Here is an 11,038-nt window from a genome sequence, read left to right on the forward strand (position 1 = left end):
TGCGCCCGCCGGTAGCGTGTTACGCCACCGAACTCCCCGAACGGTGCCCCGGTGAGCAAGCCACAGGAGAACAACCGATGACAGACGATGCAAACCGCGCGAACGAGCGTTTCGGCGGGCTGCAGCGTTGGACCGGAGGGCAAGGAGCTCGCGGCGGCACCCGCTCCAGCTGGTTCACCGACGAACAGGAAGCCACTCCCGAGCCCCCGGCCCCGGAACCCCCGATCTCGGCGCCGGACCCGCGTCGCAGCGCCGAGCAGCGCTACGCCGACGCGATCGCGGCGATGAACCAGATCGTCACCACCCTCGACTTCGAGCAGCTGCCCTGGGTCACCGAGGTGTTCCGCGCGACCGCGGGCGTGCTGCGGGAGAGCGATCCCGCGCGCGCGGGCGTGCTCAACAACCTCGGCAGCGCGACTCAGCTGACGCACCTGCGCACCGGTGAGCTGGCCGATCTCGAGGACGCCATCGGCTACTACCGGTCGGCCACCACCGCCGCCCACGACACCGACCGCGACCGGATCCTCTACCAGTGCAACCTGGCGCTGGCGCTGGCCGATCTCGCGGCGAAGACCGAGAGCGCCGCGCACGCGGCGGAGAGCGTGCGGGTCGCGCGCCAAGCCGTCGAGCAGGCCCCGCGCCGCGACCAGCGGCGCGCGATGGCGCTGATCAGGCTGGCCAACGCGCTCAAGCTGCACGCCCAGCTGGCCGGCTCGGCCGCCTCCGACGACGAGTCGGTCGAGGTGTTCCGGGAGGCCGCGCGGATCTCCCCGGCCAACGATGCGGCCACCTCGGAGCTGCTGGTCAACCTCGGCGGCGCGCTGCTGCGCCGGTACGAGCGCGGCGGTTCGCTGGACGACCTGGACGAGGCGATCAAGCACCTCGGCTCGGGTGCCGGGGCGCTCGCTGACGGCGATCCGCGCCGCGCGGCGCTGTGCCAGCTGTCGCGCGCGCTGCGGCTGCGGTTCCGGGAGCACGGCGACCTGACCGACCTCAACTCGGCGATCAGCGAGGTGGTCGGGGTGCTCGGCGTGCTCGACACCGGCCACCCGCTGCTCGGCACCGCGATCTGGAACCTGGCCGCCACCACCGTCGAGCACGTCGACGCCAGCGGGGAGGCCAGCCAGCTGCGCCGGGTGCTGCGCCCGATCGCCCCGGCGGTGCGCGCGATGTCCGCCGACGACACCAACCGGGCCATCGCGCTCACCGGCTACGCGACCCTGCTGCGCAGGCACTTCCTGCACGGCGCCGACGCCAAGGTGCTCGACACCGCCGTCACCGCGGGCGAGGCGGCGACCGAGGCGGCAGCCGCCGATCAGCGCGGCGCCGCGCTCAACGCGCTGATCGCGACGCTGATCGAGCGCTTCGAGCACAGCGGCGACAGCGTCGACCTGGACCGCGCGGCCGAACTGGCGCGGGAAGCCGCGAAGTGCGGCCCGGCCGCGCAGTACACCGCGTGGACGCAGCTGGGCATCGTCTCGGCGCACCGGTTCCGGTTGACGGCCAGGACGCGCGACATCGAGACCGCCATCGAGCTGTTCGAGCAGGCGCTCGAAGCCATGCCGCTGGACGCTCCCGAGCGCGCGAACGCGGCGATCCACCAGGGGCGCGCGCTGCAGTCGCTGTACCAGCGCAGCGGTCGTCGCCGCTACTACCGGTGGGCGCGCAAGGTGCTCATGGAGGCGGCGGAGCAGAACAACGCCCCCGCCGACCAGCGGTTGCGGGCCGCCGCGCTGGCCGGTCGGATCTGCGCGCAGGCCAGCCGCTGGTCGGAGGCGCTGGAGTCGTTCACCTACGCCGTGGAGCTGCTGCCGCTGGTCACCAGGGGCAAGCGCGTGGTGGCGGCACCCGCCGCGCAGCAGGGCTGGGCGCTGATCGCGGCGGACGCCGCGGCGTGCGCGGTGGAGAGCGGCGAGCCCGAGCTGGCGGCGGAGCTGCTGGAGCACGGGCGCTCGGCGATCCTGGCGGACTTCCTGCCCACCGGCGGCGAGCTCGGCAGGCTGCACCGCACCCACCCGGACCTGGCCGACGAGGTGGTCCGGCTGCGCCGGCTGCTGGACCGGCCGGTGGCCGAGCCGGGGCTGACCGAGTTCGACGACCGGACGCGGCTGGCCCGGTCCTGGGACGAGCTGCTGGCCGAGGCCCGCGCGGTGCAGCCCGACCACCTGCGGCGCATCCCGTTCGAGAAGCTGGCCGACGCCGCGCCGGAAGGCTCGGCGGTGCTGATCAACCTCAGCCGGTACCGCTCCGACGCGCTGGTGATCATCGGCGGCCGCGTGCTGACCGTGCCGCTGCCCGACGTCACGCCGGAGAACGCCGCCGAGCGCGCCGCGGAGCTGCTGGAGGCCGCGCACCAGGACCAGCACGCCGTGCTGACCGACTGCCTCGACTGGACGTGGCGCCGCATCACCCGACCGGTCCTGGACCGGATGGGCTACCTGGACACCCCGGAACCGGGCGCCCGGTGGCCGCGGATCTGGTGGAGCGCTTTCGGCGCCCCGGCGTTCCTGCCGCTGCACGCCTCGGCCGCGCGCACCGGTGAGTCCACTTTGGATCGCGTGGTGTCCTCCTACGCGCCGACCCTGGGCTGCCTGCTGCGGGCCGCCGAACGGCCCGTCCCGGAGTCCGGGACGCCGCTGGTGGCGGCCGGTTCGGCGGAGCTGGTGGCGCGCGAGCTGCCGCGGCAGAACCAGGTCCTGGCGCAGCGCTGGCCGTCCGCGGAGATCGCGGCGGTGGAGACGGCCAACGCGGCGGAGATGCTGCGGATGATCCCGAACCACCCGTGGTTGCACGTGTGCGAGCCGAGCTCGCAGTTCCCGACGCAGCCCGCGGCGGGCATGCTGCTGGACCGCGAAGCGCCGCAGCGCCCGCTGGGCCTGGTCGAACTGGGCCAGGTGTCGCTGGACGAGGCGGAGTTCTGCTACCTCGGCCAGTGCGCGACGGCGGCCGACGAGCCGTGCGCGGCGGCGGTGTCGCTGCCCGGAGCGCTGGGCTTCGCGGGCTTCACGCACGCCATCGGCACCCTGTGGGAGGTCGACGAGGACAGCGCGGTGGCGATCCACGCGGACGTCTACGCGGACCTGTTCACCGATCACTTCGACACCGACCGCGCGGCCTACGCGCTGCACAACGCGGTCCGCCAGCTCCGGGCCCGCTACCCGGACGAGCCTTCGCGCTGGTCCGCTCACGTCCACATCGGACCGTGAGCGGTTCGGGGTGCTATAGCCCCACGACCCGCTCACGATCCTGACGTGCTCAAGGACGCTGGTCCGCGCCCCACGGCTGCTCGACGAGCCGCTTCGCGTCGGCGTCGTCGAGTTCGATGTCGAAGGTCTCGGACAGGATCTCCGGCAGGTCGGCCCGGGTGACGTCGCGGGTGTCGCCGGTTCCGTCCGGGTGCTGGGTGCTCAAGGTGAGGCCGTCGAGCATGTGGTGGACCTCCGGGTGCATCCGCTGGACGATGGGCCGCGTGGTGAACGGCGAGCGGGCCGACGTCGACACGTAGTGGTTGCCGACCTCGTAGTCGATCCGGTACTGCGGTGTCATCGTGAACGCGCGCCGGTTCTGCCAACCGTTGCGGGAGAAGTGGTGCAGCGTGGCCACCTGAACGCCGAGGTCGTCGGCGCCGAGTTCGAGCCGGAACCGCCACCCGTCGATGTCGATCTCGTCATCACCCGGCGCCAGCTCGACCGGTGCCAGCGGGCCCGAGCCGAATCCGACGTCGCAGAGCCAGACCCGCTCGTCCGCGGCGGTGGTCACGCGCAGCCCCGCGTGGGTGGCGGGCAGCAGCCCGTCGCCCGGGCCGATGAAGATCCGCCCGCTCAGGCCGGTGACGCCGAAGCCGAGCGCTTCCAGCGCGGCCGCGAACAACGCGCTGCTCTCGAAGCAGTACCCGCCGCGGCGCTGCCGGACCATCTTGTCCTGCAACGACTTCACGTCCAGCAGCACCGGTCTGCCGAGGATGATCTCCAGGTTCTCGAACGGGATCGTCGTGGTGTGCAGGTGCACCAGCCTGCGCAGCGCGGCAGGCGTCGGCTCGCGGTCGCCCTCGAAGCCGATCCGGGCCAGGTAGGCGTCCAGGTCCAGGTCCTCGCCGCTCCACCGGTAGGACGGATCCTTCGGAGTGCTCATGGTGCCTCGCTTTCTCTTGCAGCACAGGGTGTTCAGGAAGCCGCGACCGGTTCGGCCGCGGTGGTGTCGTTGGTTGCCTCGGCCCGGCGGGGCAGCGCCACCGCGGCGAGCAGGCCGAGGAGGGTGAGCGCGGCCGAGACGACGACCGTGGTGCGCAGGCCGTCCGCGGTCGCGATGCGCAACGCCTCGCCGTCCAGCCCGGCCGAACCGGCGTTCGCGATGCCGACGAGCACCGCCAGCCCCACGCCGGTGCCGACCTGCAGGGCGGTGTTGGCCAGCCCGCCCGCGCTGCCCTGCTCCCGCTCGGCGACACCGGTTCCGGCGGCGGCGAACACCGTCGGGAACACGGTGCCCATCCCCGCGCCGTAGACCAGGATCCCGGCCAGGATCGTCCAGTAGGAGCCGTCGGCGACCATCCCAGCGGCCAGCAGCGCGCTGCCGACCGCGCCGAGCAGCAGACCGCTGATCAGGGTGGTGCGGATGCCGATCCGGACCATCAGCCGCTCGGCGGTGAAGTTCGCGGTCGCGATGACCACCGAGAGGCTCAGGAAGACCAGCCCGGTGACGAGGGCGCTGTAGCGCCACACGTTCTGCAGGAACAGCGTCAGGAAGTAGACGACGTTCTGCATGGTCCCGCCGAAGACGAAGATGACGGCGAGCACCGGGCCCAACTCGCGCGCCAGCCGCAACGGCATGAGCGGGCCCGCACTGCGTGCCTCGATGACCAGGAAAGCGACCAGCAGCACCACTGCCAGCACGCCACCGATCAGGACGGGCGCGGAGGTCCACCCGGTTTCCGGGCCCTGCGCCACGGTGAACACCAGCAGGGTGGTGCCCGCGGTGCCGGTGACAGCGCCGGGCACGTCGAAGCGCCCGCGGTCCCGAGGACCGTCCGCCCGCAGCACCAGGAACGCCGCCGCTGTTCCGGCGATCACCAGCGGCACGTTGACCAGGAAGACCGCCTGCCAGCCGAACGCGCTGGTCAGCACCCCGCCGAGCAGTGCCCCGAGGCTGAGCCCGCCGGCACCGGCACCCGCCCACACCGCGAGCGCCCGGATCCGCTGCTCGCCTTCCTGGAACATCGTGTTGACCAGTGACAACGTCGCGGGGAACAGCACTGCCGCGCCGATCCCCTGGATCGCCCGCGCCGCGATCAGCGCGGTCGTGGTGGTGGCGAATCCGCCCAGCAGCGATGCGGCGCCGAAGAGCACCATCCCGAGCACGAACATCCGCCGCCTGCCGAGCAGGTCGGCGGACCGTCCGCCCAGCAGCAGCAGACCGCCGAAGAAGATGGCGTAGGCGCTGACCACCCACTGCGTGGTGTGGGCGGAGAAGCCCACGTCGCGGGCGATGTCGGGTAGTGCGACGTAGATGATGGTGAAGTCCAGCGAGGTGATCAGGCTGGAGAAGGCCAGCAGGGCCAGGGCAGGTCGTTTCGGCATCGGTTCCTCCTGCCTCAGAACGTGTACGGCTCGGCGGTGCGGGCGGCGCGCAGCGCGCGGGCCCACCAGGTGAGCTGGTTGAGCAGCGCCGTCGCGGCGGCGCTCGCACCGTCGATGTCCAGCGGCTGACCGTCGTCGTCGAACTTGTTCCAGCAGGAGTGGAAGCTGACGGTGTCGCGGATGGTGACGGCGTGCAGCTCGCCCAGCACCTGGCGCAGCTGCTCACCGCTCCGCAGGCCACCTGAGACGCCGCCGTAGGAGACGATGGCGACCGGCTTCGCCTTCCACTCGTCGACGTACCAATCGATGGCGTTCTTGAGCGAGGCGGGATAGCCGCGGTTGTACTCGGGCGAGACGAAGACGAACGCATCGGCCTGCGCGAGGCGCGGCGCCAAGGCCGCGACCGCGTCGTCGGGTTCGCCCAGGACGTCGGGCAGCCCGGTCTCCGCGAGGTCGATCAGGTCCAGGTCGAGCCCACCGCGCTTGATCGCGTGGTCGTGGAACCACCGGGCCACCGTCGGGCCGAACCGCTGGTGCCGCGTGCTGCCGATGATGATCGCCACGCGCAAGGAGTCGGTCGTCTGCATCGGATCCGCCTTTCCGGCTGTCGTCGTGTGGTCACGACCTTCGCCGGAGCGGCCTACAGCCGACCTACAGCCGACCTACCGAGTCCCCTACACGGCGCGCGGCCGGACCGTACTGTCGCGGACATGAGGTTCGGTGTGCTCGGTCCGCTGGTGGTGCGGACGGATGAGGGCGAGCCGGTCGCGCTCCCGGCCGGGCAGGTGCTGAGAGTGCTCTCCGTGCTCCTCGTCCACCGTGGACGGCCGGTGTCGACCGACCGGCTCGTCGACGTGCTGTGGCCGCGGCGGGCGCCCCGTGACGCGCCTGCCGCGCTCCAGGTCAAGGTTTCGCAGCTGCGTGGCGCTCTCGCCGCCGCCGAGCCGAGCGCCCGCGCGCTGGTGGTGGCGCGGGCCGGGGGCTATTGCCTGGACGTCCCGGCCGATGCGGTGGACGCCGGCCGGTTCGAGGAGTTGCTCGCCACCGGTGGAGCGGACACCCGGTCCAGGGCGGAGGCTCTGACCACCGCGCTCGGCCTCTGGCGCGGCGCCGCGTTCGCCGAGGTCGCCGACGAGGAGTTCGCGGCCGTCGAAGCGGCCCGGCTGACCGAACTCCGGCTGTCCGCGGTGGAAGCCAGGGCCGAAGCGCTGCTCGAACTGGGCGAACACGCCGAGCTGGTCGGCGAATTGGCGCCCTTCATCGCCGAACACCCGCTGCGCGAACGATTGCGGGCAGCGCACCTGCGCGCGTTGTACCGCGCCGGTCGGCAGAGCGAGGCGCTCGCCGGCTTCACCGAGTTGCGCGATCGGCTGCGCACCGAGCTGGGAGTCGATCCGGGCCCCGAGATCGTCGCCGTGCACCGAGCGATCCTCGATCAGGACCCGCTGATCGCGCCCCGCCCGGCCTCCGCTCCGACGAACCTGCCCGGTCAGCTGACCGAGCTGATCGGCAGGGCCGAAGCGACCCGCGACGTGTGCGCGCTGGTCAGCGGCAACCGGCTGGTCACCCTCATCGGGCCCGGCGGCGTCGGCAAGACCCGGCTGGGGGTGGAGGCAGCGCATTCGCTGCTCTCCGAGCACCCCGACGGCGTGTGGTTCGTCGAGCTGGCCGGGATCGACAAGAGCGCCTCCTCGCACACCGCAGTCGTGGACACCGTGCACGCGGTGCTGGGCATCCGCGACGACGGCCGGTCCACCGCCGGACCGGTCGACCAGCTGATCACCGCGCTGGAGGGCAAGCGGGTCCTGCTGGTCCTGGACAACTGCGAGCACCTGGTGGCCGAGGTCGCCGAGCTGACCGAGCGGCTGCTGCGATCGGTGCCGGGGCTGCGCGTGCTGGCGACGAGCCAGGAACCCCTCGGCATATCCGGTGAAGCCCTGTACTCGGTCGCCGCGCTCGAACTGCCGCACTCCCCCGCCGACACCGGTGCCGAGGCGTTGCCGAAGTTCAGCGCCGTCCGGTTGTTCGCCGCCCGAGCGGCCGCCGCCGCTCCCGGCTTCACCATCGATGCGGGAAACGCCGCGGCCGTCGCCGGCATCTGCCGCCGGCTGGACGGGATTCCGCTGGCGCTGGAGCTGGCCGCCGCCCGGGTGCGCGCGCTCGGGGTCCGCGAACTCGCCGCGCGGATGGACGATCGGTTCGAGCTGCTGGTCCTCGGGCACCGGGGTGCTCCTGACCGCCAGCAGACGCTGCGCGCGGTGATCGACTGGAGCTGGGATCAGCTGACCGAAGCGGAGCAGGCCGTGCTGAGGAGGCTTTCGGTGCACGCCGACGGCTTCGGGCTGGCCGCGGCCGAGCACGTCTGCGCGAGCGAGGAGCTGCCTCGCGGGCGAATCCTCGACCTGCTCGCCCGCCTGGTCGACCGGTCGCTGGTCGCGATGACCGACACCGAGGAAGGGCCGCGCTACCGGCTGCTGGAGTCGGTCTCGCTGTACTGCTCGGACCGGCTGGCCCAGGCGGGCGAGTCGGATGTGGTCCGGCAGGCGCGCAACGAGTATTACGCGTCGCTCGCCGAACGGGCGCGCGACCGGCTGCGCGGCGCGGATCAGCGGCGGTGGCTAGCGGTGGTGGACACCGAGTACGCGAATCTGCGCTCCGCCGTGGAGGATTCGGTGCGCCGCGGTGATTCCGCCGGTGCCCTGCGACTCGTCGACGCACTGGCCTGGTACTGGTTCCTGCGCGGGCGGCTCGCCGACGGTGTCCGGCTGCTCGACGCGGCGCTGAGCACTCCCGGCGATCCCGCCTCGGCCGTGCGGGCGCGGGCCAACGGCTGGCGGTCGGCGCTGATGCTGCTCAGCGGCACCGATTCGGACCGGGCCGCACTGGTGGAGGCCGGGCTGGCCGGATTCGACCGGGTGCACGATCCGGCGGGCCGTGCGCTCGTCGAATGGCTGCTGGCGGAAGCGCTGCTCGGCGGTGGTGACCAATCGTTCGGCGACGCGCTCGCGCAGCGCGCCCTGGCCGGATTCCGCGCCGTCGGGGACGAGTGGGGCATCGCCGCGGCATCGAGCAGCACCGCCCACCACGCCTTGCTGCGCGGTGACGTCGCGGCGATGGAGCGCGACGCGACCGAGAGCGCCAGGATCTTCGCGGCTCTCGGCGACCGGTGGGGGCAGCTGCGGGCGGCCGGTCTCCTCGCCCGGAGGGCCGAGGTCATCGGCGACTACGCCGAAGCGGCGCGGCTGCTCCGCGACGGCCTGCGCCGCGGCGAGGAACTCGGGCTGTGGCCGCAGGTGGCCGACATGCTCTCGGGGCTGGGCAGGCTCGCCCTGCTGGCCGGTGATCTGGACCAGGCGCGGCGGCTGCACGAGCGCGCCCGCGAGCTCTCGGCCGACAAGGGCTACGTGACCGGCCGGTTCTTCGCCGAAGCAGGACTCGGCCTCGGCGCCCGGCGGGAGGGACGGCTCGACGACGCCGAGAAGCACATCCGGATGTTGCTGGACTGGAACCGATCGGTGGGCTACGCGCCGGGCACCGCGCACAGCCTCGCCGAGCTGGGCTTCATCGCCGAACTGCGCGGCGATCCGCAACAGGCCCACGCCCTCCACGAAGAAGGCCTGGCGGTTGCCCGGGACACCGGCGACCCCCGCGCAGTCGCCCTCGCACTGGAAGGCCTGGCCGGAGCCGCCGTCCTCGCCGGAGACGCCGAGCGGGCCCAAGAGCTGCTGGCGTCCGCCGAAGCGGAGCGGGACGGCGCGGGAGCGCCGCTGCCCGAACAGGAACGTGCCGACGTGGACCGCATCTCGGCGGCGATCCGCGCGGCGCTGGGCACGTCCTCCCGTGAGCGGTTTGGGGCGCCATAACACCCCAAAGCACTCACGGGGGCGTCTTCACCGAACGAATCGGTCGGCCTTCACAGCGGCGATGAACGCCGACCACTGCCCACGGTCAGCGACGAAGTAACCGGCGCCGCGGTCCTTGGTGTCGCGGACCGCGGCGCCGTCGGCTAACGCACCGACCTCAACACAGGTCTGGGTGGCCGTGCTGTAGCTACTCGTCCGCCACCTGCTGACCTCGTCGTTCCTCATCAGCCCTGCTCTCCCACTCGTCAGCACTCTGTGACAGCAGCGCGACGGACTGGTCGACGCTGAGTGCTGTCGAGAGCACGGTATCCCGCAGCTGCAGGTATGCGGAAACATCTTCGTGTTCATCGAGAAAGCCCGATGACCTGTGATGTTCCAGGTGGACGACAGCAGGAGCCTTGGGGAACTCGAACAACGAGAACGAACCGTCGATACCCGGGTGGACACCGAACGGCAGGATGCGGACCTCGACGTTCGGCAGCGAGGCCGCCTTGATCAGTTGCTGCAACTGATCGGCCATGACGCCGCAGTCACCGACCTGACGCATCAACGCACCTTGGTCGATGATCGCCAGGAACTCGACCGGATTGCGTCGAGTGAGCACGTCTTGCCTGCCACGCCTGATGGCCACCCGCGCATCCACGTCGGGTTCCGGAACTCCACCACCGAGCATGAGCGCACGTGCGTAGTCGTAGGTCTGGAACAGACCTGGCACCAGCGTGATCGACAGTTCGGTGATGCGGCAGGCGTCGCGCTCGAAGCCGAGCAATGCGGTCAACTGCGCAGGCAAGCCGGTCGGCGCAGCAGTTTCCCACCAGACCGACTGATCGAGCTCACGGGCAAGGGCGAGCAACCTTTCGCGCTCATCGCCGGTGACGCCGAGGACAGCGAGAACTGCGGAAACATCCGCCTCATCAACGCGCCTCGTGCCGCTCTCGACCCGGCTCATGGTCGACTTCGACCAGCCGAGCTTCTTACCGACGGCTTGAGCTTCGAGACCTGTCTTCAACCGCGCGGCGCGCAGCTCGGCACCGAGTCCTCGCGCACGTGCACTTCTCGCCATGCGGCCAGCCTAGATCGAAGACCAGCACGGTTGCTTACACCCGATCGATGAATTGTGCGGTTGTCGCAACTCAAATAGTTTCTGCAACCAGAGAAACTGAGTGAAGGAGCGCAACTATGTACCCGTTCCACTGGGTTCCTGCTGCTGGGCAGCGGCATGCGAGCACTGACCGGCGACCCGAGGGAGCTTTGGCGTATCCCAGCGGGACTTCCGTGGCGACGCTGTGCCGGGAGCAGGTCATCGCCGACAACTCCGAGATCGGCTGGCTGTGGCCCACCTGCGACAGCTGCAACACCGAAGCGCACCGAATCGCCCGAGAACTGCCCACCACCACGACCGCACGGAGCAACTGACATGGCCACCGCACTGCCCGGCATCATCATGATCACCGCAGGCATCGCGTTCTACCTGCTCGCGATCTACTGGAACACCCACCGCCCTCAGCACTCCGGCAGCGGCGAAGGCGCACTCACGGTCCACCAGCTCATCGCCCACGTCGAAGCCGAACGCCGCCAACGCGAACGAACCGGCCGCCACCG

8 protein-coding genes and 1 pseudogene are annotated in these 11,038 nt (G+C 71.5%); 4 read left to right on the forward strand and 5 right to left on the reverse strand.

Annotation, left to right across the window (positions count from 1 at the left end; all coding sequences use genetic code 11):
• The first annotated feature begins 77 nt into the window (after positions 1-77).
• A complete protein-coding gene (locus C4T78_RS31185; RefSeq protein ID WP_093352186.1) occupies positions 78-3,206 on the forward strand; it encodes a CHAT domain-containing protein in 3,129 nt (1,042 codons plus the stop codon).
• 49 nt (positions 3,207-3,255) lie between these two features.
• Here C4T78_RS31185 and C4T78_RS31190 read toward each other — a convergent pair whose 3' ends face one another.
• The 3 genes from C4T78_RS31190 to C4T78_RS31200 are packed head-to-tail and all read right to left on the reverse strand — an operon-like array spanning position 3,256 to position 6,160.
• On the reverse strand, positions 3,256-4,131 hold the full coding sequence (locus C4T78_RS31190; RefSeq protein WP_093352183.1) for an arylamine N-acetyltransferase family protein: 876 nt from the start codon (positions 4,129-4,131) through the stop codon (positions 3,256-3,258).
• A gap of 32 nt (positions 4,132-4,163) precedes the next feature.
• The gene (locus C4T78_RS31195) at positions 4,164-5,573 is read right to left on the reverse strand and encodes an MFS transporter (RefSeq protein ID WP_093352180.1); all 1,410 of its coding nucleotides are present in this window, start codon (positions 5,571-5,573) and stop codon (positions 4,164-4,166) included.
• Positions 5,574-5,587: 14 nt separating this feature from the next.
• Positions 5,588-6,160: an NADPH-dependent FMN reductase gene (locus C4T78_RS31200; RefSeq protein WP_093352178.1), complete on the reverse strand. Its 573-nt coding sequence runs from the start codon at positions 6,158-6,160 to the stop codon at positions 5,588-5,590.
• Positions 6,161-6,283: 123 nt separating this feature from the next.
• Here C4T78_RS31200 and C4T78_RS31205 point away from each other — a divergent pair, with 123 nt between their 5' ends.
• Positions 6,284-9,436 carry an ATP-binding protein gene (locus C4T78_RS31205; RefSeq protein ID WP_093352175.1) on the forward strand — a complete coding sequence of 1,051 codons (3,153 nt, stop codon included), beginning with the start codon at positions 6,284-6,286 and terminating at the stop codon, positions 9,434-9,436.
• A 27-nt stretch (positions 9,437-9,463) separates the two neighbouring features.
• Here C4T78_RS31205 and C4T78_RS31210 read toward each other — a convergent pair whose 3' ends face one another.
• Positions 9,464-9,661 carry a DUF397 domain-containing protein gene (locus C4T78_RS31210; protein WP_093352173.1) on the reverse strand — a complete coding sequence of 66 codons (198 nt, stop codon included), beginning with the start codon at positions 9,659-9,661 and terminating at the stop codon, positions 9,464-9,466.
• Positions 9,624-10,499 carry a helix-turn-helix domain-containing protein gene (locus C4T78_RS31215; protein ID WP_093352170.1) on the reverse strand — a complete coding sequence of 292 codons (876 nt, stop codon included), beginning with the start codon at positions 10,497-10,499 and terminating at the stop codon, positions 9,624-9,626. Before C4T78_RS31215 ends, C4T78_RS31210 begins: the two co-directional genes overlap by 38 nt.
• 116 nt (positions 10,500-10,615) lie before the next feature.
• Between C4T78_RS31215 and C4T78_RS31220 the strand changes: the two genes are divergently transcribed.
• Together C4T78_RS31220 and C4T78_RS31225 are read left to right on the forward strand one after the other, a co-directional pair.
• Entirely contained in the window at positions 10,616-10,852 is a 237-nt protein-coding gene (locus tag C4T78_RS31220) for an HC3 family zinc finger protein (RefSeq protein ID WP_093352168.1), read from the forward strand.
• 1 nt (position 10,853) lies between these two features.
• Positions 10,854-11,038 (forward strand): annotated as a pseudogene (locus C4T78_RS31225) (hypothetical protein); the annotation flags it as partial.

Source organism: Saccharopolyspora kobensis (assembly GCF_900108315.1).
Classification (GTDB): domain Bacteria; phylum Actinomycetota; class Actinomycetes; order Mycobacteriales; family Pseudonocardiaceae; genus Saccharopolyspora; species Saccharopolyspora kobensis.

Coding starts and splice junctions, on each gene's coding strand:
- C4T78_RS31185 (WP_093352186.1), top strand. CDS start 78: ATGACAGACGATGCAAACCGCGCGAACGAGCGTTTCGGCGGGCTGCAG.
- C4T78_RS31190 (WP_093352183.1), bottom strand. CDS start 4,131: ATGAGCACTCCGAAGGATCCGTCCTACCGGTGGAGCGGCGAGGACCTG.
- C4T78_RS31195 (WP_093352180.1), bottom strand. CDS start 5,573: ATGCCGAAACGACCTGCCCTGGCCCTGCTGGCCTTCTCCAGCCTGATC.
- C4T78_RS31200 (WP_093352178.1), bottom strand. CDS start 6,160: ATGCAGACGACCGACTCCTTGCGCGTGGCGATCATCATCGGCAGCACG.
- C4T78_RS31205 (WP_093352175.1), top strand. CDS start 6,284: ATGAGGTTCGGTGTGCTCGGTCCGCTGGTGGTGCGGACGGATGAGGGC.
- C4T78_RS31210 (WP_093352173.1), bottom strand. CDS start 9,661: ATGAGGAACGACGAGGTCAGCAGGTGGCGGACGAGTAGCTACAGCACG.
- C4T78_RS31215 (WP_093352170.1), bottom strand. CDS start 10,499: ATGGCGAGAAGTGCACGTGCGCGAGGACTCGGTGCCGAGCTGCGCGCC.
- C4T78_RS31220 (WP_093352168.1), top strand. CDS start 10,616: ATGTACCCGTTCCACTGGGTTCCTGCTGCTGGGCAGCGGCATGCGAGC.